The organism is Nocardia sp. NPDC058705, from assembly GCF_042749305.1.
GTDB lineage: Bacteria > Actinomycetota > Actinomycetes > Mycobacteriales > Mycobacteriaceae > Nocardia.
In genome coordinates, this window is the sequence record NZ_JBHYRN010000011.1 from 130479 (window position 1) to 146140 (window position 15662).

Consider the following 15662-nt stretch of genomic DNA (forward strand, 5'->3'; position numbering starts at 1 on the left):
CGGACTAACGCTTCGCGCGTGTCAGAGCTGACGCCGCAAGCTGGCTGGCGCGGATTCACACGCGCCGAGTCCGCTCTGGTCATCGATCAGCGTTTCTGTCGGACCCGGCTGCCAGACTCTCACAAGTGCGATGGGCGATTGCGGAGACGGGGGATGGTGGCGCTCGGCTGTGTCCGCTCGATCCGGACGGTCGCCCTGCTGGACCGGTGCTCGAGGAGACCTCGCTCGTCGAGGCGGTGCGGTCGCGGCCCGAGGTCGAGCGGTGGGTGTGGCGGTCCACCGCGGAGATCTACCGTGCGCTGCTGGCGGCGGGTGTGCGCGTCGAGCGGTGTTATGACGTGCAGGCGGCCGAGGCGCTGCTGATCGGGTACGAGGAAGGGCAGTCGGGCCAGGCTCGCTCGCTGGCGGCGTCCTGGGCGCGGTTACACAACCTGCCCGTTCCACCGGACACGCCGTTGCGGGCGGTGGAGACCCAGCCGTCACTGTTCGAGTCGGGCCCGGCACCATTGCCGCCGGGGGTCGACGAGTTCACCGCTCTGCTCGCGGTCTATGCCGCGCAGGTCGCCCGCACCACCGCGACCGAGCATCCGGACCGGATGCGACTGCTCCTCGCCGCCGAATCGGCAGGCATGCTCGTCGCCGCCGAAATGGGGCAGCTCGGCATCCCGTGGCGCGCCGATGTACACCGCGAACTCTTGGATTCGATGCTGGGAGAACGCTTTCCAGGCGGATCGGAACCGCGCCGCCTGGCGGAACTGGCCGACGAGGTCTCGCGAGCGTTCGGAACCGGGGTGCGGGTCCGCCCCGACCTGCCCGCCGACATCATCCGAGCCTTCGGCCGCGCCGGAATCCTGTTGTCCTCCACCAGAAAATGGGAAATCCAGCAGATCGACCACCCTGCCGTCGCACCACTCCTGGCCTACAAATCGCTGTACCGCCTCTACACCGCCCACGGCTGGTCCTGGCTCGAACAGTGGGTCCACGGCGGCCGCTTCCGACCCGAATATCTGCCCGGTGGGACGGTATCCGGGCGCTGGACCACCAATGGTGGTGGCGCGCTACAGATCCCGAAGGTGATCCGCCAAGCGATCCGCGCCGACCCCGGCTGGTCACTGGTGGTCGCGGACGCCGACCAGATGGAACCCCGCGTCCTCGCCGCGATCTCCCGCGACCCCGGACTGATGGACGTGGCAGGCCGAGGCGAAGACCTGTACGCCGACCTGGCGACCCGCGGATTCGGCGGCGACCGCGACCAAGCCAAACTCGCCCTCCTCGGCGCCATCTACGGCCAAACCTCCGGCGATGCCCTGACCCACATGGCAGGCCTACGCCGCCGCTACCCAGCCGCAGTCGCCTACGTCGACGACGCCGCCCACGCCGGCGAAGAAGGCCGCCTCGTCCGCACCTGGCTGGGTCGCACCTGCACACCCCTATCGGCCACCCCCGACGACACCGACACATCCCGCGACACCCGCACCGACTCCGCGGCCCGCGCCCGAGGCCGCTTCACCCGCAACTTCGTCGTCCAGGGCAGCGCCGCAGACTGGGCCCTACTGGTCCTGGCGGGCATCCGCCACGCCCTCCGAGACCTCCGAGCCGAACTGGTCTTCTTTCAACATGACGAGGTGATAGTGCACTGCCCGACCGAGGAAGCCGAGGTGGTGTCCGCAGCGATCGCCGTCGCCGCCGACACCGCGGGCCGAATCGCCTTCGGACAGACACCGGTTCGCTTCCCGTTCACCACGGCGATCGTGCAGTGCTACGGCGACGCCAAGTAAGGAACCGAGCCACCGTACAAGCGATGGCGCTCGCCCCGTTGTGGGTCTAGCGTTGTCTCATACTCAGTCTCGAACAGTTGATCACGTTCGGTGTGGCAGCTCTGATCATCATCGTGATTCCCGGCCCCAGCGTAGTTTTCGCCATCGGCAGGGCCCTCGCCCACGGCCGGTCCGTCGCGCTGGCCAGCGTGGCAGGCAACACCCTGGGACTGCTCGCGGTGCTGGCACTGGTCTCGGTCGGACTCGGCGCGATCGTGGCCGAGTCGGCAATCCTGTTCTGGATCGTGAAAATCGCCGGCGCGGCCTCCCTGATCTACCTCGGGGTGAACGCGATCCGGCATCGCGGAGCATTCGGCGCGGGGGACCTGAACCCGGAACGCGCCGCATTGCCGTGGCGGACCTCGGTGCGCCAGGGCTTCGTCGTGGGCGCGTCGAACCCGAAATCGTTCATTCTGGCCGCCGCCGTCGTACCGCAGTTCGTGGATCGCGGCGCCGGGCACGTCCAGCTGCAGATCTTGCTGCTCGGCCTGATCGCGGTCGCGATCGCCTTGGTGTCGGACAGCCTCTGGGCGGTGCTCGCCGCACGACTGCGCGACTGGTTCAGCCGCTCGCCGCGACGCGAGGAGACGCTCGGGACCGTCGGCGGTTTCTCGATGATCGGGCTCGGCGTCTCGGTGGCGTTCACCGGCAACCACGCCAAGTAGCGCTGCCTGCGGCCGTTCGCGAATGTCGGCCCGCTGGTTGTCGGTGGCTATCGGTAGCGTCTTGTCTGTGGAAACAGGGGAACGTATTCAAGAACTCGCCGACCGGATGGTCGAGCTTCGGGATGCCTATTACCAGGGTGCGCCGCTGGTCGCCGACGCCGAATTCGATGCGATCGAAGACGAGCTGCGCGCGCTGATCGAGGCGAATCCCGAGCTCACGCCCGACCCGAACCCGCTCGAGCAAGTCGGCGCGCCCTCGATCCTGCACGCCCCGGTGCGGCACTCGCGGCCGATGCTGTCGCTGGAGAAGTCGACCAAGCCGGAGCAGGTCGCGGCGTTCTTCGATCGGTTCCCCGGCCAGTCGGTGGTCGTGATGCCCAAGCTCGACGGCTTGTCGCTGGCCCTGGTGTTCGAGAACGGGCGGCTGGCCCGTGCGGTGACTCGCGGTGACGGCACCACCGGCGACGACGTGACCCCCCTTGTCCGCGCCCTCGTCGACGGGGTTCCCGAGCGGATCGACCTGCCCGGCCGCGTCGAAGTGCGTGGCGAAGCGGTCATGCTGCGATCGACCTTCCTCGCCTACAACACCGCGCACCCCGACAAGCCGCTGATCAACCCACGCAACGCGGCGGCAGGCACCTTGCGAGCCAAGGACCCGACCACGGTGTCCGAGCGGCGCCTACAGTTCTTCGGCTTCGACCTGGACACCTCCGCCGACGACGCCGCCCACGACCTGGGGGAGGGGCTGCGCGCCATCGGCGTCGCGGGAGCGGAGATGCGCTTGTGCGCAGATGCCGCGCAGGCGCAGGCAGCGATCACCGAGATCGAGCAGGGCCGCAACGACCTGGACTACGACATCGACGGTGCCGTACTGCGGCTGGCCGACCGAGATGCCTACGCAGCGGCCGGAACTCGGTCGAATTCCCCACGCGGCGCGCTGGCATTCAAGTTCGCCGCCGAGGAGAAAACCACCCTGCTGCGCGAGGTGATCTGGGACGTCGGCAAGACCGGCAAGATCGTCCCCGTCGCCTGGCTCGAGCCGGTGTTCGTCGGCGGCACGACAGTCACCAAGGCGACCCTGGCCAACCAGGAAGTGATCCGCGCCCGCGACATCAAGGTCGGCGACACCGTCCTGGTCCGGCGCGCAGGCGACGTGATCCCGTTCGTGGCAGGCGTACTCGACGCCGCCAAACGCACCGGCCATGAACTCGACATCATCTCGCCCACCGCCTGCCCCTCCTGCGGCCAGCCGGTCACCGAGCAGGGAAACAGCCGAGAACTGTTCTGCACCAACGTTTCCTGCCCCGCGCAAACCGTCCGCAGACTGATCCACTGGGCCTCCCGCGCAGCCGCCGACATCGACGCCATCGGCGGAGTATGGATCGAACGCCTCGCCGAAGCAGGCATTCTCGAAAGCCCCTCGGACTTCTACACACTCACCAAAGAACGCCTGCTCGAATTCGACCGCATCGGCGAAATCTCCGCCGCACGCATGATCGATTCCATCGACGCCAGCCGCCAGGTCGGCCTACGCCGCGCCCTCATCGGTCTGGCCATCCCCATGGCCTCCGACGGCACCGCCGCCCGCCTGGCTCGATCGGGCTTCGGCTCCCTGGAAGAAGTCGCCGACGCAGGCGAGGAACGCCTCGTCGCAGTGGAAGACATCGGCCCGAAGGTCGCCGCCTCCCTGGTCACCCACCTGACCCGCCTACGCCCAGAACTGGACCGCCTCCGAGAACTCGGCGTCTTCCTCGACGTGCGCGAAGAGGATCTACCACCCGTCATCGCGGCAGGCGCGCCCCTCGAAGGCAAAACAGTGGTGATCACCGGCGCGATCAGCGACCCACGCTCCGGCGAAAAGGTGGCCCGCCCAACCTTCCAGCGCCTCTGCGAACAAGCCGGAGCAACTGCGGCTTCCTCGGTCTCCGCGAACACCGACATGCTCATCACCGGCGCAGGCGTCGGCGACAGCAAGCTGGCCAAGGCGGAAAAACTCGGCGTCGAGGTCGTCGACCAGGGCGAAATCTGGAACCTGCTGATCGACGCCAAGGTCATCTAGGCATAGGCCGCTGCGGGAACGTCGGCCGCGCGCAACTCCGAACGAGCCTGTTCCACGCATCAGCCCGTCGTCATGACTTACAGACCTCGTGCCGAGTTTCTGTGACGAGAGCGGTAAGTTTGCTAGGACTATTGCCACGAGCACAGTCCGCGACTCATCATGTTCTTCTGGCCAACTTGACGCCGAGGAACCGCCGTGACGCACTTCGCTGCCCGCCTCAATGATCTTTTCGACAACAGGCCGGACGTGCGTCAGTGCACAAACCGGCACGTGGCACGCATGTTGCAGGCGGCGGGTCACAGTATCTCCGCACCGTATCTGTCCCAGCTGCGATCCGGGAATCGCGACAATCCCTCGCCGAAAACTGTTGCGGCACTGGCCGAGTACTTCCAGGTCACCCCCGAATACTTCTTCCTCGCGGCAGCCCGTCCTGACGTCGACGACCACACCCTCATCCGCCAGCTCGTACTCGCAGAACCGCGTGCACTGTTGCTGCGTGCTGTCGGATTATCCTACGAGGCAATGGATATCCTCGTTGCGATGGCGGAGCGTCTACGCGTCAGTGACGGATTGCTCGCTGTTTGCCTCGACGGCTGACTATCGATCCGCGCACTGGATCACAGCCACGGCTCGTCCGAATATCTTCCTGCCGTTCTGATTTGCGGTGATGGCGATTGTCGCAGTCTTGCGGTGCGGATCGGCAGCCTTCACTTTGCCGGTGTACTCGACCGTCGCCCCACTGGCGGGCACGTAGACCGGGCTGGTCAGCCGCACCGCACACTCGGCCACCACGCCAGGATCTCCCGCCCATGAGGTCACATAGCCAGCGCCGATCCCGATCATCAACATGCCCTGTGCGACAGGCGATTCCAGGTTCACCGACGCGGCCGCTTCGTTGACCAGGCCACATAGCAGTCGTCGGTTCGATAGGACTGCTCGAGCGTCATCGATGAGTCGGATAAGTCGAGCAAACTGGAGTCGCCAGGAGGTGTGCGCACATCCCGCAAGGTAGCTAATGGTTAGCCCGTGCGAGCGATATTTGCTGTAGTGCGAGTGTCACACGGTCTGGTCGATCTGTTCCCGAAGGATATCGCCGTGACCTGCATGGCGAGCGAACTCTTCGATCATGGCGAGCAGCGTCCACCGCATGCTGACAGTTCCTTCACGCGGATTGTGCTTGGTGTCATCCAGCTCGAACCGAGCGGCGATCACCCGCGACCGACTGCTCGCACGCTCGAATTCGGCGATCACGTCGGCCAGCGACTCGTGCTCGGCGACGGCGAACGTACCCTCGTCCCGCTTCGAGTACCCATCGCACGCGGACTCGTCGAGGCCTGCCCAGAATCGTTGAAACCAGATCCGCTCGGCCGCGGCGGCATGTTTGATCAGGGAGATCGGTGTCGTCAGCGACGCAACAAGTCTCCGACGGGCGTCTGCGTCGGACAGGCCGCGCACGGTCGCGATGAGAGCGTCGCGGTTGCGATCGAGGGTGTTCTCGATGATCGTGCGCTCGGCGCCGGTGGTAATCGGTTTGGTAGTCAAGGACTTTCACTCCATTCATTTGTCGATCGGCTCAACGATGTTCGGGTACCGCGTCGGTACCTGGTCACGGGGCAAGCGCCACGCGTCCCAGTGGTGGAGGCGAACCGGGGGAGAGGTATCTGAGTGCTCATCGGCGAAATGTTCGCTGAGAGGGCGATGCGGGTCGATCTACACCGCAGCCGGTCGAGCACCGAAGGACTCGATGCCGCCTGACGCGAGTATGTCACACAGCCGATCCGACACTGGGCACCGCGTCGAACCGCGCGACACCACGGAACCAGGTGGGACCCACTGATCTCGGCACCCACGTCGGCCCCACCACTTCGCTGCTGACCGCTCCTTCAGATCGACAAAAAGGTGCATCTACCAGCCGATTAGTACCTTCACCGGGAGGTGAGGTAATCTTTTCGAGCACCCGGAGACGGGGGCAAGAAACGGGCTGTGGCGCAGCTTGGTAGCGCACTTGACTGGGGGTCAAGTGGTCGCAGGTTCAAATCCTGTCAGCCCGACAGTGAAAACCCTCTCTGACCTCGGTCGGAGGGGGTTTCTCTGTGTCCGGAGACTTGACGTGGTTTGGCCAAACTCCACAGTTTTGAATCTGATCACCTGTCCAGTGCCTCGTGATTCCTCTCCGCCAGGTTGCTGGGAGAGCGGTCCGTGCGGTCGGTCAGGTGCAGCCCTTCTTCACGTCCGCCGTCAACGCTGACCTATGCGGGGGAGTCCCGCTCCTGCCCCGACCGATGCTGCAACGGGCCTGGGATCGATGCGAAGGCGCCATCCGTTCCACCTGTTGGGCGGTCCGCGCGTGTGAGCCGAACCTGAACTCTGAGTGGTCCCATGCGCCGTCTCTCGATGCCGGGTTTGCGCTGATGCAGCCGAAGCCGCTGCTCCCTATGGGGAATCGTGAAGTTCGGCCTTCGGATCCCGCGTGGCGGACAGCAGAGCGATCCGCGAACTCGCTTGTGGCAGTGGCTATCAAGCGACCGTAATCCGCTATCCAGTCGGCGGGCGCGGCTCCCGCGCCGGTGACCCTGCAAAGCCTAGGCTGGACCGCGCCCCGCGACGTGGCGGCGGCGCGTGGGTGCACAGGGAAGGACTCGCCTCGACCGGCTCTTCGGTCGAGGCGAGTCGTATCACGTCCGGACTCAACCTATCTCGACTCCATGCTGCTTCTGGATCAACCTGGGCACCTCTGTTGTGCGAAGGAGGGCTCGTTGGCAGGATCAGGGTGAACCCAGTTATCCCGCGAGGTTCTCTACGACCCGCCCAGCAAATGTCACCGAGGATGCCACGAGCATGTGCCGATCTTCCGGGCCGCGCACCGACGCCGAGCTGCGCCGCCAGTTCGAATGGGCACTCGGTGAAGCCCAGCAGGGTCGCAGCAGGACCCACTTGTCGCTCAACAGTGACGTCCAGGACGCGCTGCTCGAGATCATGGACGCCACACCTGACGTATCCGCGGATCTGATCGCCGCGGCCCAGTCCGCGTTCGCCGACCAACTCGCCTGCGTCGGGCGGAATACTCGCGATGCCGAATTCAAGAAGCTGTTCGAGAAGTCACGCCGATCGGGGTGATCCACAGGTTCGTGGCGGTGCGACACTGACGTCGACCCAGCGGGGTTGGGTTCGATCCTGGCCGGCCTGCTGTGTCCGGTGTGGTGTAGTGAGAGCATCTCTCACTCTGATCGAGACGGCGCCATGACCGATCACTCGCACCACCCGCTGCTGTTCCTCGATGTCGACGGGCCGCTTCTGCCGTTCGGTGAAGACCCCGAATGCGAGCCGCGCAACGCCGTATCGGGCTCGCACTTGTCGCGGCTCAGCCTCGAGGCAGGTTGTCGGCTGGCAGATCTGCTATGCCAGCCGGTCTGGGCCACAACATGGGAAGACGAAGCCAACGCCGAGATCGCACCCCGCCTCGGGCTGCCCTGGCTGCCGGTCGTGCGCTGGCCGGAACCCGCTCCCGAGCACGAACGCGAGGACCGATGGTTGGGGCTGTGCTGGAAGACCCGGACCCTCGTGGACTGGGCCGCCGGACGCCCGTTCGCCTGGGTCGACGACGAGATAACCGACGCCGACCGCTCCTGGGTGGCCGTCCATCATCGAGGTCCCGCGCTCCTGTGGCACGTCGAGTCGTTTCGAGGGCTTACCGGCGAGGACTTCGCGGCACTCGATCGCTGGTTGCGATCGATAGTCCTTGACGACACGGGGAGCAACGTCCAGCAGAGGTTGCTACGTTCGTCGCCCCAGGCAAGCATTGATGCCGACAATCACCTCGAGATAGATGGGACGGTCGGTGCGGCTGAAGCGAGGGATGCCGCTCGTCCGTGCGAGCGGGGATGAGCCCGAATTGTCCGGCTGGACGGTGCTTCCGTCGTCGCCGTCCGACCCGCGCGAACGGGATAACGCCAAGCCTTCCTGCCCGCGGGGGGGCTGTGTTTCCTGTGTAGTCGGCTATCGTGGTCGAACTCTAACCTCGCACTGTGGGGATCAGGGGTTCGAGTTTCCCGATTCAGGCAGTATGCGCAGGTCAGGACGTATTCGGGCGGTGTTGTAGTCGAACCTGGGTGATCAGGCAGGGTTCGAGTTTCGAGAGTGGTCTGAAGTGCTCAGCAGCTTCTACGAGTCTGTCGCCAGCGGAAGATTCGACGAGCTACACGAGTGGGCAATCGCTGGTCGTGCCCAACGTAGGGCCGGTTTCACACGCTGTCGCCCTCGACGCCGGGCTGACCGAGTTGGTCGACGGGTAAGCATGCATGTCTGCGTTGCCCAGCGGCGACCGGCTTGTGCTTGACCGCGAAGGACCACCATTTATCTCTCTGCTCCCATGACGGCCCATCAATGACCTGACGCACCTGCGAGTGCTTCAACGCTGGCAACGCGACCTGTATGGTGCGATCACGACGCGCCTCGTCAGCTTCGGAGAAGAGGCTTCGCTGGCCCATCCCAGGGATTCCTGGCGTGAGATCGAATGCTCTGACAGCTGACGCTCGTGCGAGCATGCGCAGGGCAGGCGTCCAGTCCCGGGCTGATATCGGGTCGGCAGCGTCCTCGGGATAGACGGTGGAGAGGAGGCGATGGAAGCGAGTTGCATCGAGGTAATCCGCCGGAATATACGCACCGCTGAGCGCGAGATCCCAGCGGGAATAGTTGCTGGCCACAACCTGTGCGGGATCGACACTCATCAGTAGCGCGGTATGTCCGGGCGGTACGTGATGGCCCGGGCACACGGGCAGGCCGTTGCCGCAGGAAGAGTCGCAGACGAGGTCCTGCAAATTTGAGGCCGGGGGCTTGTTGCGCTCGTTGGCTACGTACGCCCACACGGGCGGACTCGGGTTTTCGGCGCAGATCAATCGACGCAGGATCATGGCATTCGACATCATTGCGTATAAGGGACGGCGGTCCTCACGGACCGTGGCCCACGTCGGGACGTGTTGTTGGGTGGTTCTCCCGATATTCCACGTCTCGACTCGCTGCACGGTCCAACAGACAAGACGACCGTTTCCGTCGGTGTACTCGGAAATCTGGCCGGCGACAATAACAAGTTGCTTCTCGATGGCATACAGCATTTCCTGCACCATGTCGGCGGCCTGGGCTTCGAGTGAAATGTCGGCGTTGGGGAACTCGCCGGTCAAAGGAGGAAGGTCGGTGACCATCGCCGCGATGCGCTCCGCGCCGAGCGGGTGCTCTTGGTTGTCGTCGGAGGGCTGGGGTTCGATGAAATCGGTTGTCACGGAATATCTCTCATCGGGGTGACTGGTTTGGCCAATATCGACTGTATCGACAGAACCGAGTAGTGGACCGTGTCCGATCTGTGGCTCGGAACACTGGCGTGCGTTTCCGGCGTTCTGTGCCTTTTGCACACCGATCGGGCTATCACGGTCTACGTGTCCGGGGTCTCGAGTGGTGACTGGCGCGGTTCCTGCGGACCGCCTTTGGCCCACCGCTCGAGGATTTCGCGATTGTCGGGTGCGGTGTCTGGGCGGTCGATGTAGTGGGCTTTGGCGACCGCGGTGGTGTTGCCGAGTTGGCGGGCGGCTCGTTCGGGGCTTTCGAAGGCGTGGTCGACCGCGGTGGCGACGCCGCGTCGGAATGTGCGTGGGGTGACCCAGGCGAAGTTCTCGCCCCGGGCGGCTCGCCAGATGCGACCGAAGTTGTTGGGATTGCGGAGTGATCCGTTGCGGGCAGGAAACAACAGGCCCATCGGGTTCGGGCATCGGGTGACCTCGAGGTCGATGATCGCTTCACTGATTGCTTCAACAGTGTGTTGGGGCAACAGGATTCGGCGCCAGCCGTTCTCGGACTTCGGTGTGGGCTTGCGGACCCATCCACCGTTGCCTGCGCCTTTGACTTCCACGAGGGTGCCGGTGACGTCGAAATAGGGGACGGGCACGTCGAGATTGATCTCGTCGAGCAACAGTGCAAAGACTTCGTAGGGGCGGATGCCGGTTCCGGTGATGACATCGACAACCCAGACCATGGTCCAGTCCCGTTTCGGACCGCTGCTGTATGCCGGTGTCCCGGGAACCTCTTCGCCTCGCGCCCAGGCGCGGACCTGGTCACGGAATGCCGGCAAGGATGCCATGTCGGCCATCTTGCCGCGGGCGGGTTTGGCGACCCTTCTGAACGGTGCTACGCCATCGATGGGGTTGGTGTCGAGGGCGCCGTGCCGGACGGCTATTTGCATCATTGATCGAAGGATTATCTTGTGTTGCTTGGCTTTTCGTCGGAATCCGAGTGTGGTGAGTTGTTTGATGTGGCGGTCGAGTTCGCCGGCCGTTGCTTGCCAGATCTGGAGGCGACCGATGGAGTTGTCGATCTTGATCGTCTTCGTGTTCGCGCGGCGGTGTGTGGAGACTTCGATCTCGCGTCGGTAGTCCTCGACGAGACCCGCAGAGCAGGCCGTATCGGCCCGCATCTCGGCCAAGAGTTCCTGGGCGAGCGTGGTGAGAGTGGTGCTTTGTGTGATCTGGCTGTTGCGCGGAACCTCGCGGAAATCGCGCATAGCCTCGGCCAGTCGGTCGCTTGCCTCACCGGAGGTCGCGCCGAATCGGGTGATCTGGGGAGTGCCCCAGACCCCGTAGAAGCGAACCGTTGCTCTCCACGAGCCGTTGCGCTGCTTCTTGGGTTTGGACGGAGTCGCGAACGTACCCACGGGACGCGGACGGCGGCCGGTCATGGTCACACCCCATTCGTGTGTTGTAGACAGCACGGCAGCCCGAATACTCGGCGCGCCGAAGCTCGCAAAGTTGGGGGAGGGGACATCGCTGCCGGGCGGGCTGGTGGACGCGCAGAAGGTCCTCGGATGCATAGGGCATCGTCGGCAAGCATGTGTGATCTGTTTGCGCGAAAGGGTCTGTCGCGTGCCGCGTTTCGGTTAGCGACTATCGCGGCGCATGAACAGCTGCTGAGCTTCCCAGTCGCGCACGTCGCCGAGTCTGTATCGGCGGTAGCGGCCCATGCGGGCGAAGCGCGGTCCGGTGTCGGCGGAGGCCCATGCGGCCAGTGTTTTCACCGGGATCTTCAGACGGTGCGAAAGTTCGACGGTGCTCAGCCATGTTTCGTCGTCGGGCTGGGACGGTCGTTGTGGACCTGTCCCGTCGTTCGGACGTGGGGCTGTCGAGGGGGAGTCATGGGAAGGCATGCGTCACCGAGGTTCCTCCCCGGTCAATGACTCTTCACACTCCACTGTAGATGAGTCGTCGTCGGTATCCCTCGACCTGCCAGATTCCTCCACCGTCTGCAATGTCTACGCTGTGAAACGCCAACCATTAGCTTGCGTCAAGGCTGCGCGAGGCCAATTACCCAATCATGAACGCCCTGAGCTCGTTGGTTTACGAGGTCGGGGCGTTCGGCGCTGCGGGCCGGACCTCGGCGAAACGGCAGGGGCGGATCGAGTTTCGCGCCAGCGGTCATCTGTTCATCTTGCCCAGAGCGCCGACCCGGGACGGGCAGTTCGGCGTAGCGTGGATGAGTCAGCGAGGCCACGTGGAGGGGATCCAGATGAACGGCATGGAGGACGAGTTCCTGGACCTACGAGGGGAGTTGAAACGTGTTGGGCCCGGCCCAGATCGTCGGCGCCTGGAGCAGATACGCGAGGAACTCGATGCTCTGGTCGAGCGGCTGCAGACACGGGTGCCACGCGGCGAGCGCTACGACCGTCTGGTGAGCCTCAGTGAGGAGATCACCGAACTCCTCGGTGCCGCGATCGAGCGCATGCGGATCGCTGCGAACGTCAACCGGGTCAAACAGGAACGAGAGGCCTACGACGCAGTGCACCCAACGATCCTGAGCCCGCAGCGCAGCGCCCTCGCCGACTGGAAGCCGCGCGACGAGAACGCCATCGCCAGGTCCCTACGCGAGAACCAGCGCGGCTACGAACGCGGCCGCTGACAGCGCTGGCAACCAAGACGGCGGGCTTGGACACGGACTGGATCGCGCTGCCCGCCGGTGCACTTCAGTTAGGCGGCCGCGCGCTCGGCGCACAGTCGCCCGACTATCGCGAGCGGGTGAAGAGGGAGAACCCCATACGACCCCTTCACCTGAGGTGCGCAAGGCGCCCGCCGGAACTCTGCCAGTACCCGAGCGCTGTGACACTGCGAGGATCAGAACCTGGTCACTGCCGAGCGCAGCGACAGGTGTCCAACGCCACTCCTCGAAACTGCGGTTCACCGGAGCCTCCTGCCAACATTGCGAATGCAGGCGTGTCCGCTGACAAGCGTCGTTGGGTGCGACCATGTGCGGTCGGCACCACACGGCCGCGGCGGAGCAATACCGCGTGCCTCGCTACAGTTGTCGCCCTTGCCGATTGGTGTCGGTGCATGCGCTCACACTGATGCTCTAATCCTTGTCAACCAGGAGTATCCAATATGACTGAGACACGCGGCCTTTCGGGGGCCTCAACGCCATCGAGCGAAGAACTTCGCCAGCAGTTGGTCCACCGGTACTCGATCTCGGCGCCGTCGAAGTGGGCGTTCTCGTTCGTCGCCGTCGCGGTGTTCGCCGCGGCCGCGTCGTTCGGGGTCGAGTGGGAGAGGCTGGCGGGCGCGTCGGGCTGGGAGGCTGCGGTGTGGCCTGTCGCGGTCACCGCGGTCACTATCCAGGCTCTCTACTGCCGGGTGCACATGTCACCGGGCTGGTACCCGCGTTGGGCGCGGTGGCTGTTCGAGATCGTCTCCAGCGCCGGGATCGGGCTTGTCTTGATCGGCAACGGATTGCACCTCGGTGGCTACCCGCACGCGCTCAACGAATCCACCTCAGTACTGGTCGCCTCGGTGCCTGGTTGGTGCCTGATGCTGTCGGTCATCGTGGCCGGGACCTTCATGTACGCGGGAAGCCCACCGCAGCCCATCGCGGCACGATGGATACAGATGCAGGCCCACGAGCCCACCGGCACCGAGAACCCGAAGGCGCCTGTCCGGCCCGGCTTCCCCGACCTGCCTGATCTGCTGGCCTGAGACAGGTCTGCGAACTGCGCAGTGTCCGGTTTTTCGCACAAAGGTGAGGCGGTATGAACAGCGGATGGCCCCGGTACCCGAAATGGGGTACCGGGGCCATCTGCTGTTTCGTCCCGATCAGTTCAGGCGGCCACATCCGCGGTGAGGTCAGCCGGGCTCACGCCAGCGGCCGTGCGCTCACTCTCGCCGAGCGGCGCGGACCTTGTCCACCGGCCACTCGATGAACTCCGCGATTTCTTCGTTTGTTGTTGCTCGGTAGCCGATCCAATCTGCAAGAGCTGTGCCCAGACTCGTCGGTACGCCCTCGATGGACGGCAGGTCTGCGACTTCGGGTTCGATGTTGTCGATGTGTATCCACGTGCCTTCGGGATCGAGCCGCTGGGCAGTCTCGTCGTACCCATCGAGACCGTCGGCGCCGTAGGCGATCCTGGCGCCCGTGGCCCAGTCCGTGATTTCCCACTCGTCCTGATCGATCTGCCCACCGTCCACAATGCGTCGCCCTTGCGCCTGCAGCGCTCGGATTTCAGCATCGCGCAGGTCTGTCTCATCAGCTTGGTCCGACAGCAGAGCGCGGACATAGGCCCTGACAGCGTCTGTGCCGCTCCGGCCGACGCGACCTGCGGAACTGCCCACCTCGCGCGCAGCGCGCGTGTAGCTGACACCGGTCTCCGCCATCCGCTGCCGAACAGCACGGCTGCGAGCCCTATTGGACTTGCTCATCATGACTCTCCCTCTGGACTCCCACGCCGCCCAACAAGGTTGGAAGGCAATCGAATCGCGCTGCGTCGGAGACGGCTTGTCCTCAGTAGCCAGCCTCTGCGTGGGAGATTGCCAGCTTGGAGTCAGGTGGGCGCGGCCCGCCTGACAAGAACTATATCGCCAGAGCTCGGCGCGGATCAGCTCAGTTGACGTCGTCCGTATCGCGCATCGGAGTCAGGGTCCGAGGATCGCGCGGATCTGATCGGCCGCGCGACGGGCGATCGGCTCGTCGAGTACCGCGATCGGACTCTCGGGCTCGGCGAACCAGGACAAACCGACGGTGAAGGGGGCGCCGGTGAGCGATACCGACCGGGCCGAGGTCGCAGATGATCGCGTCGCCGCTGAGTGGATCGCTGACGACCTCGACGATGACGAATTGGCGGCGGATGCGGTTGAAGTCGTCGCTACTGACGATCAGGCACAGCATTCCGCCGGGCAGGACCGATCCCGACGGGGCGTTCCACACCTCGCCGAATCGGGGGTGGGCCATCAGCTGGCCCGGGCGCGGCTGATCAGTCTCGCGGTCAACGCGCTCGCCCGGTCGGGGGTGTAGCCCGTGGCGTTGAGGGTCGCGCTGTCGGCGGCCAGGCGCTGGCGCATGTCGTCGCGGTGGACCAGCGACGCCAGGAACGCCGAGCGGTCCATGCCTGCCTCGCTCGCGCGGCGAGCGAGGATTTCCAGGGTTTCGTCGTCGAAGCTCACCGACGTCTTCCGTCCAGCCATACCGCCGTGAGCGGTACGGCAGGCGGGTTCGCCGGTCAGACGGTGAAAGGCTGCATGCCCAGGCGGGTGGCGGTGTAGGTGACGAGCCGGTTGAGCTCGTCGAGCAGGAGATCCGGCTCAGCGTGGCAGACACCTGCGAGGGCGGGGGCATCGCTCGTGGTGTGGGAGTATCGACCACCGTCGCCGCCCGGGTCGAGACGATTGAGCTCCCGGATGAACTCGACGATCTGCGTCTGCTCGGTGCCGCCGGCGAACAGGTCGTCGCCGAGGCCCTGAAGGTAGGTGAGCAGCTTCTCCAGGTCGTGCCGGAACTTCGATGCCTGCATCGACGTGGGGAGCAGCGCCTTGAGCGCGAGCTCGGCCACCTGCCGGGTCATGAAGAAGGCGGGCTGGCCGAGCACCAGCCGACTCTTGATGAGGACACCGGCGGCGAAGGCGAACTCTTCGAAGGTCTCCTTGGTCGGATCCCCGAAGTTGGCGCGCGACAGGCACAAGACCGGATCGGCACTCTCGTGATCCTTCGTGCAGATGAAGGGGCTGTTGTAGGCCGTGTTCACGGCGTTGTTGGTCATGGTCGGCAAGTTACCTACGAGGGGTGCACGAGCCTCTGCCTCGACCAGTTCGGCCTACAGCTGCGAAG

At 65.0% G+C, this 15662-nt stretch carries 16 protein-coding genes and 1 tRNA gene; 9 read left to right on the forward strand and 8 right to left on the reverse strand.

The genetic code is table 11. From position 1 onward, the window contains the following. Positions 1–125: 125 nt before the first annotated feature. The 4 genes from ACFW6D_RS15760 (at position 126) to ACFW6D_RS15775 (ending at position 5138) form a co-directional block, all read left to right on the forward strand. A complete protein-coding gene (locus ACFW6D_RS15760; protein WP_379328690.1) occupies positions 126–1778 on the forward strand; it encodes a bifunctional 3'-5' exonuclease/DNA polymerase in 1653 nt (550 codons plus the stop codon). Between the two features lie 77 nt (positions 1779–1855). Next, positions 1856–2482 carry a LysE family translocator gene (locus ACFW6D_RS15765; RefSeq protein ID WP_379328692.1) on the forward strand — a complete coding sequence of 209 codons (627 nt, stop codon included), beginning with the start codon at positions 1856–1858 and terminating at the stop codon, positions 2480–2482. 67 nt (positions 2483–2549) lie between these two features. Then, the gene (ligA, locus tag ACFW6D_RS15770; RefSeq protein WP_379328694.1) at positions 2550–4541 is read left to right on the forward strand and encodes an NAD-dependent DNA ligase LigA; all 1992 of its coding nucleotides are present in this window, start codon (positions 2550–2552) and stop codon (positions 4539–4541) included. 270 nt (positions 4542–4811) lie between these two features. Next, on the forward strand, positions 4812–5138 hold the full coding sequence (locus ACFW6D_RS15775) for a helix-turn-helix domain-containing protein (protein WP_379328696.1): 327 nt from the start codon (positions 4812–4814) through the stop codon (positions 5136–5138). Here the strand turns inward: ACFW6D_RS15775 and ACFW6D_RS15780 are convergent, their stop codons facing one another. Continuing rightward, on the reverse strand, positions 5139–5558 hold the full coding sequence (locus ACFW6D_RS15780) for a MaoC/PaaZ C-terminal domain-containing protein (protein WP_379328773.1): 420 nt from the start codon (positions 5556–5558) through the stop codon (positions 5139–5141). A gap of 39 nt (positions 5559–5597) precedes the next feature. Then, positions 5598–6083: a DinB family protein gene (locus ACFW6D_RS15785; RefSeq protein ID WP_379328698.1), complete on the reverse strand. Its 486-nt coding sequence runs from the start codon at positions 6081–6083 to the stop codon at positions 5598–5600. 435 nt (positions 6084–6518) lie between these two features. Between ACFW6D_RS15785 and ACFW6D_RS15790 the strand changes: the two genes are divergently transcribed. The 3 genes from ACFW6D_RS15790 to ACFW6D_RS15800 all read left to right on the forward strand — a co-directional run bounded on the left by ACFW6D_RS15790 (position 6519) and on the right by ACFW6D_RS15800 (position 8426). Then, a tRNA-Pro gene (locus tag ACFW6D_RS15790) sits at positions 6519–6592 on the forward strand. A 787-nt stretch (positions 6593–7379) separates the two neighbouring features. Continuing rightward, on the forward strand, positions 7380–7658 hold the full coding sequence (locus ACFW6D_RS15795; RefSeq protein WP_379328700.1) for a hypothetical protein: 279 nt from the start codon (positions 7380–7382) through the stop codon (positions 7656–7658). Between the two features lie 45 nt (positions 7659–7703). Then, positions 7704–8426 carry a hypothetical protein gene (locus ACFW6D_RS15800; protein ID WP_379328702.1) on the forward strand — a complete coding sequence of 241 codons (723 nt, stop codon included), beginning with the start codon at positions 7704–7706 and terminating at the stop codon, positions 8424–8426. 356 nt (positions 8427–8782) lie between these two features. Here the strand turns inward: ACFW6D_RS15800 and ACFW6D_RS15805 are convergent, their stop codons facing one another. The 3 genes from ACFW6D_RS15805 to ACFW6D_RS15815 all read right to left on the reverse strand — a co-directional run bounded on the left by ACFW6D_RS15805 (position 8783) and on the right by ACFW6D_RS15815 (position 11727). Beyond that, a complete protein-coding gene (locus ACFW6D_RS15805) occupies positions 8783–9817 on the reverse strand; it encodes a hypothetical protein (protein WP_379328704.1) in 1035 nt (344 codons plus the stop codon). Positions 9818–9966: 149 nt separating this feature from the next. Beyond that, positions 9967–11262: a tyrosine recombinase XerC gene (gene xerC, locus ACFW6D_RS15810; protein ID WP_379328706.1), complete on the reverse strand. Its 1296-nt coding sequence runs from the start codon at positions 11260–11262 to the stop codon at positions 9967–9969. 198 nt (positions 11263–11460) lie between these two features. Next, positions 11461–11727, reverse strand: a complete 267-nt coding sequence (locus tag ACFW6D_RS15815; protein WP_379328708.1) for a helix-turn-helix domain-containing protein — start codon at positions 11725–11727, stop codon at positions 11461–11463. A gap of 167 nt (positions 11728–11894) precedes the next feature. On the opposite strand from ACFW6D_RS15815, the gene ACFW6D_RS15820 reads away from it, so the two are divergent. Then, positions 11895–12476 (forward strand): hypothetical protein, encoded by a 582-nt coding sequence (locus ACFW6D_RS15820; RefSeq protein ID WP_379328710.1) that lies wholly within the window; start codon positions 11895–11897, stop codon positions 12474–12476. Between the two features lie 476 nt (positions 12477–12952). Continuing rightward, complete coding sequence (locus ACFW6D_RS15825; RefSeq protein WP_379328712.1) at positions 12953–13540, forward strand: hypothetical protein; 588 nt, start codon at positions 12953–12955, stop codon at positions 13538–13540. A gap of 177 nt (positions 13541–13717) precedes the next feature. Here ACFW6D_RS15825 and ACFW6D_RS15830 read toward each other — a convergent pair whose 3' ends face one another. The 3 genes from ACFW6D_RS15830 to ACFW6D_RS15840 form a co-directional block, all read right to left on the reverse strand. Then, on the reverse strand, positions 13718–14263 hold the full coding sequence (locus ACFW6D_RS15830; RefSeq protein ID WP_379328714.1) for a hypothetical protein: 546 nt from the start codon (positions 14261–14263) through the stop codon (positions 13718–13720). A gap of 525 nt (positions 14264–14788) precedes the next feature. After that, on the reverse strand, positions 14789–15022 hold the full coding sequence (locus tag ACFW6D_RS15835) for a hypothetical protein (RefSeq protein ID WP_379328716.1): 234 nt from the start codon (positions 15020–15022) through the stop codon (positions 14789–14791). A gap of 35 nt (positions 15023–15057) precedes the next feature. Continuing rightward, positions 15058–15594, reverse strand: a complete 537-nt coding sequence (locus tag ACFW6D_RS15840; protein WP_379328718.1) for a HEPN domain-containing protein — start codon at positions 15592–15594, stop codon at positions 15058–15060. Positions 15595–15662 lie beyond the last annotated feature (68 nt).

Coding starts and splice junctions, on each gene's coding strand:
- xerC (WP_379328706.1), bottom strand. CDS start 11,262: ATGACCGGCCGCCGTCCGCGTCCCGTGGGTACGTTCGCGACTCCGTCC.
- ACFW6D_RS15795 (WP_379328700.1), top strand. CDS start 7,380: ATGTGCCGATCTTCCGGGCCGCGCACCGACGCCGAGCTGCGCCGCCAG.
- ACFW6D_RS15830 (WP_379328714.1), bottom strand. CDS start 14,263: ATGATGAGCAAGTCCAATAGGGCTCGCAGCCGTGCTGTTCGGCAGCGG.
- ACFW6D_RS15820 (WP_379328710.1), top strand. CDS start 11,895: ATGAACGCCCTGAGCTCGTTGGTTTACGAGGTCGGGGCGTTCGGCGCT.
- ACFW6D_RS15815 (WP_379328708.1), bottom strand. CDS start 11,727: ATGCCTTCCCATGACTCCCCCTCGACAGCCCCACGTCCGAACGACGGG.
- ACFW6D_RS15825 (WP_379328712.1), top strand. CDS start 12,953: ATGACTGAGACACGCGGCCTTTCGGGGGCCTCAACGCCATCGAGCGAA.
- ACFW6D_RS15835 (WP_379328716.1), bottom strand. CDS start 15,022: ATGGCTGGACGGAAGACGTCGGTGAGCTTCGACGACGAAACCCTGGAA.
- ACFW6D_RS15840 (WP_379328718.1), bottom strand. CDS start 15,594: ATGACCAACAACGCCGTGAACACGGCCTACAACAGCCCCTTCATCTGC.